We start from the raw sequence: 14,359 nt of genomic DNA, 5'->3' as shown, positions 1-14,359 counted from the left end.
CTCAGAGTTCGGCCACGCCCTTCACCCGCACCGGCATCGCCACTGGCTGGGCCGCGACATCGGCCGCGCGGCCGTGGAAGCGGTCCAGCAGGGCCAGCCACTGCTGCTTCACCGAGACGACGTTGGCGTGCTTAACATGGCCGTAGCCGCGGATCTTTTCGGGCAGGCGGGCCAGTTCGACGGCGGTGTTGAGGTTGTCCGCCGACAGTGAAGCCAGGATCTCGTCGACCAGCTTCTCGTAGTCGACGATCAACTGGCGCTCCATGCGGCGCTCGTCCGTCTTGCCGAAGATGTCCAGCGCGCCGCCGCGCAGGCCCTTGAACTTCGCCAGCCACTTGAAGGCGGTGAAGGTCCAGCTGCCCAGCTCGATCTTCTTCACACGGCCGTCGGCGCCGGGCCTGGCGATCAGTGGCGGGGCAAGGTGGAAGGACAGGCGCTCCCAGTTCTCGAACTGGTCCTTCATGGCCTTCTCGAAGCGGCCGTCGGTGTACAGGCGTGCGACCTCGTACTCGTCCTTGATGGCCAGCAGCTTGGCGTAGTAGCGCGCCACGGCCTGCGTCAGCCGCTGGCCCTTGCCCAGCGGCGTCTCGGCGGCGCGCACGCGCTCGACCAGGGCGCGGTAGCGCCGCGCGTAAGCGGCGTCCTGGTAGTCGGTCAGGAACTTCGCGCGCCGCTCGATGAGTCCATCAGCCCCGTCGAGCTGGTCGAAGTTGAAGAGCTTCACTACATTGACGTCGCCGGCCAGGCGTTGGATGGCATCCGGTGCGGCGATGGCCAGGCGGCCCAGGGCGAAGGCGGTCTTGTTGGCCTCGGCGGCGACGCCGTTCAGCTCGATGGCGCGCATCAGCGCCGCCTCGCTGACGGGCACCAGTCCGCGCTGCCAGCATGCGCCCAGCATGATGATGTTGCTGGGCAGGGTGTCGCCCATCAGGCGCTGCGAGATGCCCTGGGCGTCGATGGTGCTGAGCTCGCCGTGCTCGCCGACGGCGAACTTCATCTTGGCGATCAGCGAGTCGCCTTGCAGGGATGCGTCCGGGTTGCGCACGAAACCGGCAGTGGGCAGCTCGTGCGTGTTGGCGAGGATGACGGTGCGGCCAGCCTTGACCGTGCCCAGCGCATCGGGCGAGGCGCCGACGACCATGTCGCAGGCCAGCAGCACGTCGGCCTGCTGGGTGTCGATGCGCACCTGGTTGAGCAGGTCCAGCGTCGGCGCCACGCGCACGAAGCTCAGCACCGCGCCGCCCTTCTGCGCAAAGCCCATGAAGTCCAGCACCGAGGCCTGCTTGCCTTCCAGGTGGGCGGCCATGGACACCAGTGCGCCGACGGTGACGACGCCGGTGCCGCCCACGCCGGTGACCAGCAGGTCGAACGGCCCCGTCCACTGCCAGGGCGACGGCAGCTGGATGGCGGCGAGTTCGCGCGCCAGGTCCTGCGCCGTGTAGCTGGCGCCGGCCTTCTTCTTCAGCACCGGCTCGTGCACCGAGACGAAGCTCGGGCAGAAGCCGTTGACGCAGGAGAAGTCCTTGTTGCAGCTCGATTGCTCGATGGCACGCTTGCGGCCCCAGTCGGTCTCGACCGGCACCACGCTCAGGCAGTTCGATGCGACGCCGCAGTCACCGCAGCCCTCGCAGACGGCCTCGTTGATGAAGATGCGGCGCGGCGGGTCCGGGAATTCCTTCTTCTTGCGGCGGCGGCGCTTCTCGGCGGCGCAGGTCTGGTCGTAGATCAGCACCGTCACGCCTTCGATCTCGCGCAGCTCGCGCTGCACGGCATCCAGCTCGCTGCGGTCATGGAAGGTCGTGCCCGCAGGGAAGAGGCCGTGGTGACCGTCGTATTTGCCGATCTCGTCGGACACGACGACCAGGCGCTTGACGCCCTCGGCCTCGACCTGGCGGGCGATCTGCGGCACGCTCGTCTGGCCGTCCACCGGCTGGCCGCCAGTCATCGCGACGGCGTCGTTGTAAAGGATCTTGTAGGTGATGTTGGCCTTGGCCGCGATGGCCTGGCGAATGGCCAGATAGCCCGAGTGGTAGTAGGTGCCGTCGCCCAGGTTCTGGAAGACGTGCTTCTCCTTGGTGAAGCGCGAGTGCGCCGCCCAGTCCACGCCCTCGGCGCCCATCTGGATCAGGCCCGAGGTGCCGCGCTCCATCCAGCTGGCCATGAAGTGGCAGCCGATGCCGGCCAGGGCGCGCGAGCCTTCTGGCAGCTTGGTGGAGGTGTTGTGCGGGCAGCCCGAGCAGAAATAGGGCTGGCGGCGCACCGCGTCGGCGGCGTTGGACAGCAGTTGCGGCGTCAGGAAGTCGACGACGAGGTGGCGGCGATCCAGCGCCGGATTCAGTCGCGCCAGCCAGGCGGCCACCGTGCCCATGATGCGGCTGGGGCGCAGCTCGCCCAGCGCCGACAGCACCGCGCAGCCATGCTCGTCCGTCTTGCCGACGACGCGCGGGCGCTGGAAGTCCGGCAGGTGGTAGAGCAGTTCCTTGATCTGGCGCTCGACGACCGGGCCCTTCTCCTCGATGACGAGCACGTCGGTCAGGTTGGCGCAGAACTCAGTGATGCGCGTCGGCTCCAGCGGGAACACCAGGCCCACCTTGTAGACCCGCACGCCGGCTGCGGCCAGCGCGTTGGGGTCCAGGTCCAGCCGGCGCAGCACCTCCATGAAGTCGTAGTGCGCCTTGCCCACCGTCACGATGCCAAGCGTCGCGGCGGGGCTGGTGACGATGTGCTTGTCGATGCTGTTGACCTTGGCGAAGGCCTTCACCGCGTCGAGCTTGTGGGCCAGGCGTGACTCCAGCTCCAGCGAGGGCAGGTCCACCGAGCGGATGTGCAGGTTGGTGGGGGCGACGTAGTCGACCTTGTGCTCGAAATCCAGGGGCACGGTGTCCAGGTCCACCGTCATGCCGCTCTCGACGACCTCGGAGATGGCCTTGAAGCCGACCCAGGCCCCCGAGAAGCGGCTCAGCGCCCAGCCGTACAGGCCGAACTCCAGGTACTCGGCCACATTGGCCGGGTGCACCAGCGGCATGCTCCAGGCCTGCAGGGCCTGGTCGCTCTGGTGGGGGGTGCTGCTGGACACGCAGCCATGGTCGTCACCGCAGACGACGAGCACGCCGCCCTGCGTCGACGTGCCGTAGACATTGCCGTGCTTGAGTGCATCGCCGGAACGGTCGACACCCGGCCCCTTGCCGTACCACATCGCAAACACGCCATCGACGGTGCGCTGCGGGTCCAGTGCCACGCGCTGCACGCCCAGGCAGGCGGTGGCGGCCAGGTCCTCGTTGATGGCGGGCAGGAACTCGATGTGGGACTTGTCGAGGAACTTCTTGGCCTTCCACAGCTGCTGGTCCACCATGCCCAGCGGCGAGCCGCGGTAGCCGGAGACGAAGCCGGCGGTGTTCAGCCCGGCACGCTCGTCCTGCTTCTTCTGGGCCAGCAGCAGCCGTACCAGGGCCTGCGTGCCGGTCAGGAAGACGGCGCCGCTGTCGGCCGCGAGGTTGTCGCTGAGCTGGTAGGCGCGCAGGGCGGGGGTGTCGGCCATTGATCGGTCTCCTTGGGGGCGGGAAATTCTTCCCTCCAGCCACCGAAAGAACTTGCCTCATTGCCGGCAAGGCGCCGGTCGAATGAGATGATTCTTCTCCAAAGAGGCCATTTATCGAAAGTCCCCTCGCTTGCGCTACTCGCTGCCCCCCGAGGGGGCGCGTCAGTGGCTTCGGGCGGCCGGGCGCCACTGACATGGAAACAAACCAACTCGACCGCGCCAGCCTGCAGATCCTCGAGGCTCTGCAGGCCGATGCGCGGCTGTCGACCCAGGCCCTGGCCGAGCAGGTGGGCCTGTCGGCCACGCCGGTGTGGCGGCGCGTCAAGGACATGGAGGACCGCGGCGTCATCCGGGGCCAGGTCGTGCTGGTGGACCGCGAGAAGATCGGCCTGTCCATCCTCGTGCTGGCCCATGTCAGCCTGGTGCGGCACAGCGAGGGGGCGGTGGAGCAGTTCGAGCAGCTCACCGCCACGCGGCGCGAGATCATCGAGTGCCATGCCATCACCGGCGAGGCCGACTACGTCATCAAGGTCGTGGCGGCCGACATGAAGGCCTACGACCTCTTCCTGCAGCAGCACATCTTCAAGCTGCCGGGCGTGTCCAGCGTGCGCAGCAACGTCGTACTGCGCGAAGTCAAGTACGAAACGGCGCTGCCGGTCGGCTAACCTAGCCGCGTCGCATTGCCACCCGACGCCGCCATGGACTCCTTCTTCGCCCAGCTCTCCGATTCCGTCGCCAAGGCGCGCACGCTGGAAGAGCTGACCCGGCCGCTGCTGGAAATGCTCGAAGCCGTCACGGGCCTGGAGTCCACCTATCTGACGACCATCGACCTGGACGAGGGCCTGCAGCACGTCGTCTATGCACGCAACTCGCGCGATCTGCAGATTCCCGAAGGCCTCTCCGTGCCCTGGGGCGACACGCTGTGCAAGCGCGCGCTGGACGAGGGCCGCCCCTACACCGACGACGTGGCTGGCATCTGGGGCGACTCCGAGGCGGCCCAGCAACTCGGCATCCAGACCTATGTCAGCACGCCGGTGCGAACGGACGACGGCGCCCTCTACGGCACGCTGTGTGCCGCCAGTTCGCAGCGGCACGCCCTGACTCCAGCGGCCGAGCAGGCGCTGCGGCTGTTTGCCCGCCTCATCGAGCAGCATGTGGAGCGCGAGCGCCTCGTCGAGAAGCTGCAGCGCACCAATGCCGAGCTGCGCACGCAGGCGCTGACCGATGCGCTCACCGGGCTGCAGAACCGGCGTGCCCTGATGCTGGAGCTGGCGCGCCTCGTTTCGCTGGCGCAGCGCACCGGCAGCTGGCTGCTGGCCGGCGCCATTGACCTGGACGGCTTCAAGCAGATCAACGACGCGCACGGCCACGACGTCGGCGACGAGTTCCTGCGCGCCGTCGCGGCCCGGCTGCAGCTGGTGCTGCGCGGCGGCGACGTGCTGGCGCGCATGGGCGGCGATGAGTTTGTCGTCATCGGCCTCGGCCCCAAGCTGGGTGTGGACGGCGCGGCGGCGGCGCGGCTGCTGCAGCAGCGGCTGGCGGCGGCCACCGTGGGCGAGCACGTGGCCGGTGCGGTCACGCTCGACTACGCCGGCGCCAGCGTTGGCGTGGCCTGCCTGGACCCGCACCAGGCGGGCGTCGAGCAGGCGCTGCGCGAGTCCGATGCGGCGATGTACCGCGTCAAGCTGACGCGTCGTCAGCAGGGAGCCCCGCGAGCGCATTGAGGGCGGCGCCGAAGTCCAGCCGCTCCAGCGCGCGCCGCAGCGCCTCGAAAGCCGCCTCGCCGCAGGCCGCGCGCAGCGCCGGCGCCAGCTGCTCGAACTGATCCTGTGCCGCCAGTTCCTGGGCTTTCAGCGCGCGCCGCAACGCGGCCAGTGCCTGCGGGTCCAGCGAGGCTGCTGCGACAGCGGCCTCGTCCCTGCGCGCCGGCTGGTGGTGCTGCAGCCAGGGACGGGCCTGCGCGGCCAGTGCGGCCATCAACCGCCCCACCTCGGCGAGCTCGGCGCTGAAGTCGGCCCCCTCCCGCGCGCGGGCCTCGCCGCGCTGGGCCGCGCCGCGCAAGGCCGTGGCCGCGAGCAGGCCGGCGCTGCCGCCGAGCTTGTGCAGCCGTGCGGCGGCCTCGGCAGCGTCGGGCGGGCGGGCCGGTGGCTCGGCCAGGTCGGCGAACTCGTCGAGCAGGCGCGCCAGCAGCCGGGCAAAAAAGTCGACGTCGCCCTGCAGGCGCTGCCTGGCCTCGTCGGTGTCCACACCGGCCAACGCCGGCCAGGGCGTATCCGGCTGCGCCTCGCCCCTGCGCATGGCCACCGGCAGCCGCCGCGCCTGCGCGCGCTCCACGTGCTCGCGCAGCAGCAGGGCCAGGCCCGCGGGATCGAAGGGCTTGCTGACGAAGCCGTTCATGCCGGCATCCAGCGCGCGCTGGCGCTCGCTGAGCAGGGCGCCGGCCGTCAGCGCGAGGATGGGCAGGTCGTGCAGGCCGAGCTCGGTGCGGATGCGCCGCGCGGCGGCCAGTCCGTCGAGCACCGGCATCTGCACGTCCATCAGCACGGCGTCGAAGCCGCCCGGGGCAGCCTGCAGCCGGGCGACCGCGTCGGCGCCGTCATGGGCCAGCGTCACGACGGCGCCCTCCTGCGCCAGGATGCGCTGGGCCACTTCGAGATTGATGCGGCTGTCGTCGGCCACCAGCACGCGCAGGCCCGGCAGCAGCTGCACGGCCGAGGCGGCGCGCGCGCTGGCGAGCAGCGACTGCGCCGCGCCGCGCTCGGCCAGCGCGGTGTGCACGGCGTCGAAGAGGCTGGACACGTCGGCCGGCAGGCGCAGCTGGCCGGTGGCGCCGGCCGCCGGGGCGCGGCTCATCAGCACGCAGGGCAGCTCGGCGAGGCGGGCCTGCAGGGCCTGCTGCGCGGCGCCGGCCGGCGGCAGCGGCAGGCGGTGGTCCAGCAGCACCAGATCGGGCGCGCTGCCGGCCAGGCGTTCGATCAGCGTGTTCGCATCGCCCACCGTCTCGGTCTGCCACCCGAGGTCGGCGCACAGGCGCCGCAGCGCGTCGCACTGGGCGTCGTCGTCGCTGGCCAGCAGCAGCGTCAGCGGATGGGCGGCCAGCGCCAGGCGCATCGTCCCCTGCGGCGGCTCGAACGCCAGCCGCACGACGAAGCGCGTGCCGGCGCCGGGGCTGCTGCTGACGCTCACGCCGCCGCCCATCAGCTCGCAGAGCTGCCTGACGATGGACAGGCCCAGGCCGGTGCCGCCGTAGCGGCGCGAGGTGGAGCTGTCGGCCTGCGTGAAGGGCGTGAAGATGCGCGACAGCGCCTCTGCCGGGATGCCGATGCCGCTGTCCTCGACAGTGATCTCCAGGGGCAGCGGCCGCTCCTCGGGGCGCGGGCAGCGCGCGGTCAGCCGGACGCTGCCCTCGGCGGTGAACTTGATGGCGTTGGACAGCAGGTTGCCGACGATCTGGCGCAGCCGCGCCGCGTCGCCCAGCAGCAGCGCCGGCAGGCCGGCGTCGAGGTCCACGCCGAGCGTGACGCCCTTGATCTCGGCCTGGGGCTGGAAGAGGCTGGCGACGTCCTGCAGCAGCGCGCGCGGGTCGAAGGGCGAGGTCTCCAGCACCATCTCGCCGGCCTCGATCTTGGACAGGTCCAGCACCGCGTTGATGACGTCCAGCAGCGAGCGGCTGGCACTGCCGATCTTGCCCAGCAGGTCGCGCTGCTCCGCGTCCAGCGGCGTGCGCTGGAGCAGGAAGCTCAGGCCCATGACGGCGTTCATGGGCGTGCGGATCTCGTGGCTCATGTTGGCCAGGAAATCGCTCTTGGCCGCGCTGGCCGCGTCGGCGGCGTCGATGGCGCGGCGTAGCCTGTCTGCGGCGGCGCGGCGTTCGGTGACGTCCTGCACAGCGCCCACCAGGCGCACGACGCGCCCGTTCTCCGCGCCCGCCTCGCGTTCGGCGGCGCCGACCGAATGCAGCCAGCGCAGCTGGCCGTCAGGCGCCAGCAGCTCCAGCTCCAGGTCCCAGCCCTGGCCGGTCTGCGTGGCCGTGGCCATGGCCTCGCGCAGGCGCTGCTCGGACTCGGGCATGAAGCTGCGCAGCACCGCCTGCGTGTCGAGCTCGGGGCCGGGCGCCAGCATGTGGATGGCGTGGGTCTGGGAAGTCCAGGTGAGGCGGCCGCTGTCCAGGTCCAGCTCCCAGCCGCCCACGCCCGCCATCTTGCCGGCGCGCTCCAGGAAGGCCTCGCTGCGCGCGAGCTGGCGGTTGGAGTCGCGCAGCGCCGCGTTGCGCTGCTGCAGCGAGGCGGTCATCGCGTCCAGCGCCTGCGACAGCTGGCCAAGCTCGTCGCGGCCCGTCAGCGCGCTGCGCGCCGACAGGTCGCCGGCCTCGACCGCCTGCGCCACGCCACGCAGCCGGTCGATCGGGCCGAGCACGCGGCGCAGCAGCAGGCCGGCCAGCACCAGGTTGCCGGTCAGCAGCGCGAGCTGGGTGGCCACGGCCAGCCAGCGCTGGCGCTCGGCGTCGACGCGGCGGCGCTCGGCGAGGTCGCGCGACAGGTCGAAGGCGCCGTCGCTGACGCGGCGGGTCTCGTTGACGAGCTGGTCGGTCAGCGTCTCGCGGCGCGCCAGCGCGTCCAGGTCGTCGCGTACCGACGCGCGGCGCAGCGCCGCGAAGATCTGTGGCAGCGCGCGGGCGGTGTCCTGCAGCTCGTCGACCTGGTCGGCACTGGCGGCATCGGTGGCGGCGTAGTCGGCCAGCGCGCGCGACAGCCGCTCGTGCACCAGGCCCCATTGCCGGGCCGCGCGCTCGTTCTGGTGCAGGCCGTAGTCCTGCGTCAGCACCAGCAGGCCGGCGGCGTCGCGGGCGATGACCTCGACGATCTCGCGCTGCCTGTCGTTGTGCTCCGAGGCCTGGCGTTCGAGGACGATGGTGGTCAGCCGCGTGCCGACGACCAGCAGCGCGGCGATCACGCAGGTCATCAGGGCAGGGCGCAGGCGCATGGCTGGGGCGGCCGGCCTATTTGACGACGGTCATCGCGCGCGGATCCAGCGCGCGCAGCGGCTCGACGCGTATCAGGTCGAGGTATTCGGGCATGCCGGGCTTTTCCACCAGGCCCTCGCGCACGGCCCAGCGCGATTCGGCCTCCAGCGTGGACAGCAGGCTCTGGTCCAGGGCCAGGCGGAACTCGTAGCCGTCGAGCTGGGCGGCGACGGCCCTGGGCTCCAGCTTCCATTGCTGGCCCAGCAGTTCGTGGGCGCGTGCGGGCTGGCTGTTCAGCAGCGAGATGCCGCGCTGCGTGGCCCGGAGCAGCCGCAGCAGCGCGTCCTGGCTGAGCCCCGGCTGGGCGACCAGGTTGACCATGACGGTGTAGGGCCGCAGCGTCGACAGCAGCAGCCCTTTGGGGCCGAGCTGCTGCAGCGCCTGCGGGCCGATGGGGCGGTAGAACGAGGCCGCATCGACCTCGCCGCGCAGCAGCGGCTCGGTGCCGCGCGCCGGGTCGATGAAGACGAACTGCACCGAGTCGCGCGCCACGCCGTTGACGAGCAGGAAGACGTTGGCGAAGTAATGGGCGCTGGTGCCGCGGGCGACGCCGATGCGCTTGCCGGCGAGGTCGGCCGGCGTGCGGATGCCGCGGTCCGTGCGCGCGATGACGGCGGTGTCCTTGGACGAGGTGCCGAAGGTGGCGATGATGTCGAAGCGATGGCCGGCATGCAGGGCGAAGACCATGGGCGTGTCGGCCACGGTGGCCACCTGGGCCTCGCCGTCGGTGAGGTGCTTGAGGCAGCGCCGGCCGTTGATGCAGGGCTGCACGCGCACCTCCAGCCCCTCGGCGGCGAAATAGCCCTCTCGCGCGGCGAGCTGCAGCGGCGCGAACAGCGTCGACTCGCCGATGGCGATGACCAGGGGCGCCGCCCGGGCGCCCGGGGCGGCGAGGCCCGCCAGCAGGGCCAGGCCGGCCAGCAGGGCGGCGGCGCGGCGGCGCACGGGCGACGGGGCGCGCGAGGCTGGGCGCATGTTCATTCCTCCGCCTGGCCGACGCGGCCACGGCCGGCCGCCTTGGCGGCGTAGAGCAGGCGGTCGGCCGCGGCGACGAGCGCCTCGCCGCGCGTCTGCACGATGCTGGCGTCGGTGTCGGGCCGGGCCGCGGCCCAGCCGACGGAGACGCTGACGAAGCCGCCCGGCGCCCCGCCGTGCGGCAGGGCCAGCGCGGCGATGGCGTCGACGATGCGCTGGGCCATGGCGAGGGCGCCGGCCGCGTCGGTCTGCGGCAGCAGCACGGCGAACTCCTCGCCGCCGTAGCGCGCGGCCAGGTCGCCGGGGCGGCGGATGCAGGCGCGGATGGCGGCGGCCACGTCGCGCAGGCAGGCATCGCCGGCGACGTGGCCATGGCAGTCGTTGAAGCGCTTGAAATGGTCGACGTCGATGAGCAGCAGCGCCAGCGGCGTGTGGGCGCGGCGCGCGCGCTCGCACTCGACGCGCAGGTCCTGATCGAAGCGGCGGCGGTTGGCCAGGCCGGTCAGGCCGTCGGTCAGCGCCGAGGCGCGCAGCGCGTCGCCCAGGGCCTTGAGGCGCAGCTGGGTGCTGGCGCGGGCGACGACGACCTCGGCCACCGGCGGCTTGCGGATGAAATCCGACGCGCCGGCCGCGAAGCCGGCCACCTCGGCGGCCACGTCGGTGCGGCCGGTGACGATGATGACCGGTAGGTCGGCCAGCTGCGGGTCGGCGCGCAGCGCGGCGCAGACCTCCAGGCCCGACATGCCGGGCATCTCGGCGTCGATGAGGACGAGGTCGGGCGGCGCCTCGCGCGCCAGGCGCAGCGCGTCCGCGCCGGAGAGCGCGAAGCGCAGCTCGCCAAGGCCGCCCAGCATGCGTGCCAGCACCTGCACGCTGGCCGCGTCGTCGTCGACGACGAGCAGGCTCTGGCGCCTGTCGAGGTCGGTGGGCCAGGCGGGCGTGTTCATCGGTTCAGGCGGCGACGGGGGCTTCATGGCCGCCGCCGGGCAGGGCCGTGCACAGCTGCAGCGCGGGCTGGCCGCTCGCGCGGGCTGCGGCCAGCGCGGCCTGCGCCGCGGCCGATGCGTCGCCCTGGCCGCCGGCCACCAGGCCCGCGCCGAGCGCCAGCCCGATGCCGTCGGCGCCACCCTCGGCGAGGGCCAGGTGCAGCCGCGCGGCCAGCGCCGCCACGCCGGCGGCGGTCGTGTCGGGCAGCAGCAGCGCGAACACGTCGTCGCCGTGGCGGGCCGACAGGTCGGCCGGCCGCTGAAGCAGCTGCCGGGTGACGCTGGCGACATGGCGCAGCGCGTTGTCGGCGGCGGCGGCGCCATGGCTTTGCCGATAGGCGGCCAGGCCCTCGATGCCGGCCAGCAGCAGGGCCAGCGGCTGGCCGCTGCGGCGGGCGCGGCGGCATTCCAGGTCGAGCTCCTCGTCGAGCAGCCCGCGCTCGGCCAGGCCGGTCAGCGCGTCGCGGCGTGCCAGGCGCACGAGGCGTTGGGCGGTGCGGTACAGGCGCAGCTGCATCGCGACGCGGGCGCGCAGGGCCGGGCCGGCGACGGGCTTGGCGACGAAGTCGGCCGCGCCGAGCTCGAAGACTGCAGACTCGACGCGGGCGTCGGTGTGCTGGGTCACGAAGATGACGGGCACCTCCGTCAGCAGCGGGTCGGCCTTGAGGCGGCGGCAGACCTCGAAGCCGTCGATGCCGGGCATCTCGGCGTCCAGTAGCACCAGCTCGGGCTGCCAGGCCTGCGCGATGGCCAGGGCCTGCTCGCCGTCGGTGGCGAAGCGCAGCTGGCTGTAGCCCGACAGCAGGCGGCCCAGCGCCTGGATCATGCCGGGGTCGTCGTCGACGAGCAGCACGCGGGCATCCGCCAGCGACGGCAGCAGGCCGTCGAGCCGGCTGGCCAGCGGGCTGGGCGCGGCGGGGCGGATGGGGCTGGGGACGTTCAATGGCATGACGCGGGTCATTGTGGGGCCGCGCAGTAACGGGGGGTCAATACGGGTTGTCGGCGGGCTGTCCGGCGGGCAGCAGGATCTCGAAGCGGCAACCCTGGCCGGGCCGGCTGTGCACCAGCAGCCGGCCGCCCATGGCCTGCACGAGGTCGCGCGTCAGCATCAGGCCCAGGCCGGTGCCGGGGATGGCGCCGCCGTCGCGGCCGAGGCGGTTGTAGGGTTCGAAGAGGTGGTCGAGCTGGTCGGCGGCCAGGCCGCAGCCGTGGTCCTGCACGGCGAGCACGATGGCGCCTTCGCGGGCCTGGACCTCGACCTCGATGCCGGGGCCGGCGTTGCCGTACTTGATGGCGTTGGAGAGCAGGTTGTCCAGGCACTGCCGCAGCCGGCGCGCGTCGGCGCGCACGGGCAGGGGCGGCGCGGGCGGCGGCGCGGCCAGGCGCAGGCCGGCCGCCGTGGCCTGGGCGCGGACCTGTTCGCAGGCCTGGCGGGCCAGGGCCTGGGCGTCGATGTCGGCCAGCTCGATGGCGAACCGGCCCGACTCCATGCGCGCGACGTCGGACACTTCGGCCAGCAGGCCGCCCAGGCGGCCGACGGCGTCGAGGATGTGGGAGAGTTTCTCGGCATGGCCGGCCGACAACTGCTCGGCCTGCATCAGCTGGGCGAAGCCCTTGATGACATTGACCGGGTTGCCGATCTCGTGGGCGATGTAGGACAGCATGGAGGCCGTCGCGTTGCGCGCGATGGCGGCATCGTCCCGGTGGCGTTGCTCGACGTGGGCGCGCTCGCGGTCGACGAGGCGGCGCACGCGGGCGTACAGCACCGGCGCGTTGAAGGGCTTGCGCACGAAGTCGTCGGCACCGAGGCGCAGCGCCGTGGCCTCGGTGGCCGCGTCGACATGGCTGCTGGCGACGATGATGGGGATGTCGCGCAGGCCGGCCGTAGCGCGCAGCCGGCGGCAGACCTCGAAGCCGCCGAGGCCGGGCATCTCGACGTCCAGCAGCACCAGGTCGGGCGCGTGTTTCTCCGTCAGGCGCAGGGCGTCCTCGCCGTTGGTGGCGAAGCTGAGCTGCGCGAAGTCCTTGAGCAGCCGGCCCAGGTGTTCGATGGTGGAGAGGTCGTCGTCGACGACGAGTAGGTGGACCAGCCGGCCGTGCGTGACCGCGCTGCCGTTGGCGGCGGCCACGGTGGCGACGGGCGGGCGCCAGGCAATGGGCTCCGGGCGCGGCCGCGGGCCCAGGCGCGTGTCGAAGGCGATGTTCGTCATGGTCTCTCCCCGGATGCCGGCTCAGCGGCCGCCGTGCTGCGCGAGCGCGTCGGCCAGGCGGCCGGCGAGTTCGAGCACGTCCAGCGGCTTGGTCCAGTAGTCGTCGAAGCCGGCCTGCATCGCGCGCTCGATCTGGTCCGGTATCGCATCGGCGGACAGTGCGATGCACAGCGTGCCGCCGAGCACCGCGTCGGCGCGCAGTTCACGGACGACGTCCAGGCCCGACATGCCCGGCAGGTTGATGTCGGTCAGCACCACCTCGGGTCGGTGGATCTGGGCCAGGGCCAGGCCGGTGCGGCCGTCGCCGGCGTGCAGCACGCGCCAGTCGGGGCGGTCGCGCAGGGCCTCCTGCACGAGCAGGGTGTTGAGCGGCTCGTCCTCGATGTAGAGCAGCGTGAAGGCGCCGGCATCGCCGCCTTCGCCGGGGCCGGCGCTGGGGGCGCGCTCGACGTCGAGCAGGCCGTCGACGAGCTCGTGCAGGCGCTTGGCGGAGTCCAGCACCCATTCGACGCGCTGCTGCTGGCGCGGCGTCAGCGGCTCGTCGGTGCTGAGCAGCAGCAGCTGGCTGAAGCCGAGGACGGCGTTCAGCGGCGTGCGCAGCTCATGGCTGGCGCGCGACAGGAAGGCGCTCTTGGTGGCGTTGGCCTGCTCGGCGGCGAGCTTGTCGCGGCGCAGGGTCTCGATCTCGATGTGCTCGTCGACGTCTGCGACGATGCCATGCCAGAGCACGCTGCCGTCGGGCTGCACCGAGGGCCTGGCGCGGCCAGAGCGCCAGGCCTGCCGGTCGGCGCCGGGCAGGCAGACGCGGAACAGGCGCTGCCAGGGCACGCGCGCGACCTCGGCCTCGCGCATGCCGTCCAGCAGGCCGGGCAGGTCGTCAGGGTGGATGCGCTCGGCGAAGGCGCGCAGGCCCTCCGGCTGCAGCGGCCCGTTGGCGCCGAAGACATGCTCGGCGCGCTCGCTGACGAAGCCGAGCTCGCCGCCGCCGCCGGGCAGGCTGCGGTACTGGAAGAGCATGCCGGGCGTTTCGGCGCTGAGGCTGCCCAGCAGTTCGGCCTGGGCCTGCAGGTGGGCCCGGCTGGCGAGTAGCTCGACATGCTCGCGGCGATGGGCGAACCAGGCGCTGACAGCGTTGGCGATGTCGACCAGCAGCGTGGCCTGCACGACGTCCAGGCGGCGCGGCACGGTGTCGATGAGGCACAGGGCGCCCAGCGTGAGGTCGCCAAGGCGGATGGGCATGCCAGCGTAGGCGCGCAGCCGCGCCTCGCCGGTGACCCAGGAGCTGTTGGCGAAGCGCGGGTCGGCCAGGGCGTCGGGCACCTCGAACAGGCCGTTGCCCAGGATGGTGTGGGCGCAGAAGGACTGGTCGCGTTCGCCCTCCGCGGCCTCGATGCCGTAGCGGGCCTTGAACCACATGCGGCGCTCGCCGACGAGGCTGATCAGCGCAACGGGAAACCCCAGCAGGTGGGCGGCACAGCGCACCAGGCCATCCAGCACGGCGTCGGGCTCGGCCTGCGCGGGCGGGTCGCTGAGGCCCAGTTCGGCCAGGCACTGCAGGCGCTCGGCCTCGTTGGGGGGGAGTTCATGCGCCCGCATGGAGGGCCTCGGGGCGGTGGGGGGTGGGCAT

General features: G+C 72.4%; 9 protein-coding genes. 2 read left to right on the top strand and 7 right to left on the bottom strand.

What is annotated here, in order from left to right; genetic code table 11:
- Position 1: 1 nt before the first annotated feature.
- Positions 2 to 3,538: an indolepyruvate ferredoxin oxidoreductase family protein gene (locus AC07VX_RS01875; RefSeq protein WP_493163426.1), complete on the bottom strand. Its 3,537-nt coding sequence runs from the start codon at positions 3,536 to 3,538 to the stop codon at positions 2 to 4.
- Between the two features lie 194 nt (positions 3,539 to 3,732).
- Between AC07VX_RS01875 and AC07VX_RS01870 the strand changes: the two genes are divergently transcribed.
- Both AC07VX_RS01870 and AC07VX_RS01865 read left to right on the top strand, forming a co-directional pair.
- Entirely contained in the window at positions 3,733 to 4,203 is a 471-nt protein-coding gene (locus AC07VX_RS01870; protein WP_493163427.1) for an Lrp/AsnC family transcriptional regulator, read from the top strand.
- A 33-nt stretch (positions 4,204 to 4,236) separates the two neighbouring features.
- Positions 4,237 to 5,262, top strand: a complete 1,026-nt coding sequence (locus AC07VX_RS01865; protein ID WP_493163428.1) for a sensor domain-containing diguanylate cyclase — start codon at positions 4,237 to 4,239, stop codon at positions 5,260 to 5,262.
- On the opposite strand, the gene AC07VX_RS01860 is transcribed toward AC07VX_RS01865, so the two are convergent.
- The 6 genes from AC07VX_RS01860 to AC07VX_RS01835 are packed head-to-tail and all read right to left on the bottom strand — an operon-like array spanning position 5,219 to position 14,328.
- On the bottom strand, positions 5,219 to 8,521 hold the full coding sequence (locus tag AC07VX_RS01860; protein ID WP_493163429.1) for an ATP-binding protein: 3,303 nt from the start codon (positions 8,519 to 8,521) through the stop codon (positions 5,219 to 5,221). The two genes, AC07VX_RS01865 and AC07VX_RS01860, sit on opposite strands and share 44 nt — an antisense overlap.
- A gap of 16 nt (positions 8,522 to 8,537) precedes the next feature.
- Positions 8,538 to 9,536, bottom strand: coding sequence for an ABC transporter substrate-binding protein (locus tag AC07VX_RS01855; RefSeq protein WP_493163430.1), 999 nt, complete (start codon positions 9,534 to 9,536; stop codon positions 8,538 to 8,540).
- A gap of 2 nt (positions 9,537 to 9,538) precedes the next feature.
- Entirely contained in the window at positions 9,539 to 10,483 is a 945-nt protein-coding gene (locus tag AC07VX_RS01850; RefSeq protein WP_493163431.1) for a diguanylate cyclase domain-containing protein, read from the bottom strand.
- A 4-nt stretch (positions 10,484 to 10,487) separates the two neighbouring features.
- Positions 10,488 to 11,471 (bottom strand): GGDEF domain-containing response regulator, encoded by a 984-nt coding sequence (locus AC07VX_RS01845; protein WP_493163432.1) that lies wholly within the window; start codon positions 11,469 to 11,471, stop codon positions 10,488 to 10,490.
- Between the two features lie 37 nt (positions 11,472 to 11,508).
- Positions 11,509 to 12,732 carry a hybrid sensor histidine kinase/response regulator gene (locus AC07VX_RS01840; RefSeq protein WP_493163433.1) on the bottom strand — a complete coding sequence of 408 codons (1,224 nt, stop codon included), beginning with the start codon at positions 12,730 to 12,732 and terminating at the stop codon, positions 11,509 to 11,511.
- A gap of 21 nt (positions 12,733 to 12,753) precedes the next feature.
- Positions 12,754 to 14,328 carry a response regulator gene (locus tag AC07VX_RS01835; protein WP_493163434.1) on the bottom strand — a complete coding sequence of 525 codons (1,575 nt, stop codon included), beginning with the start codon at positions 14,326 to 14,328 and terminating at the stop codon, positions 12,754 to 12,756.
- Between the last annotated feature and the right edge of the window lie 31 nt (positions 14,329 to 14,359).

The sequence above is a fragment of the Roseateles sp. GW821-FHT03B02 genome, assembly GCF_059421025.1.
Note: the sequence above shows the minus strand (reverse complement) of the source record. Positions and strands in the feature narration are given on the sequence as shown.

Bases quoted from the DNA above. Each gene is read 5' to 3' on its own strand.
- AC07VX_RS01865 (WP_493163428.1), top strand. From the start codon at position 4,237: ATGGACTCCTTCTTCGCCCAGCTCTCCGATTCCGTCGCCAAGGCGCGC.
- AC07VX_RS01835 (WP_493163434.1), bottom strand. From the start codon at position 14,328: ATGCGGGCGCATGAACTCCCCCCCAACGAGGCCGAGCGCCTGCAGTGC.
- AC07VX_RS01875 (WP_493163426.1), bottom strand. From the start codon at position 3,538: ATGGCCGACACCCCCGCCCTGCGCGCCTACCAGCTCAGCGACAACCTC.
- AC07VX_RS01855 (WP_493163430.1), bottom strand. From the start codon at position 9,536: ATGCGCCCAGCCTCGCGCGCCCCGTCGCCCGTGCGCCGCCGCGCCGCC.
- AC07VX_RS01840 (WP_493163433.1), bottom strand. From the start codon at position 12,732: ATGACGAACATCGCCTTCGACACGCGCCTGGGCCCGCGGCCGCGCCCG.
- AC07VX_RS01870 (WP_493163427.1), top strand. From the start codon at position 3,733: ATGGAAACAAACCAACTCGACCGCGCCAGCCTGCAGATCCTCGAGGCT.
- AC07VX_RS01845 (WP_493163432.1), bottom strand. From the start codon at position 11,471: ATGCCATTGAACGTCCCCAGCCCCATCCGCCCCGCCGCGCCCAGCCCG.
- AC07VX_RS01850 (WP_493163431.1), bottom strand. From the start codon at position 10,483: ATGAACACGCCCGCCTGGCCCACCGACCTCGACAGGCGCCAGAGCCTG.
- AC07VX_RS01860 (WP_493163429.1), bottom strand. From the start codon at position 8,521: ATGCGCCTGCGCCCTGCCCTGATGACCTGCGTGATCGCCGCGCTGCTG.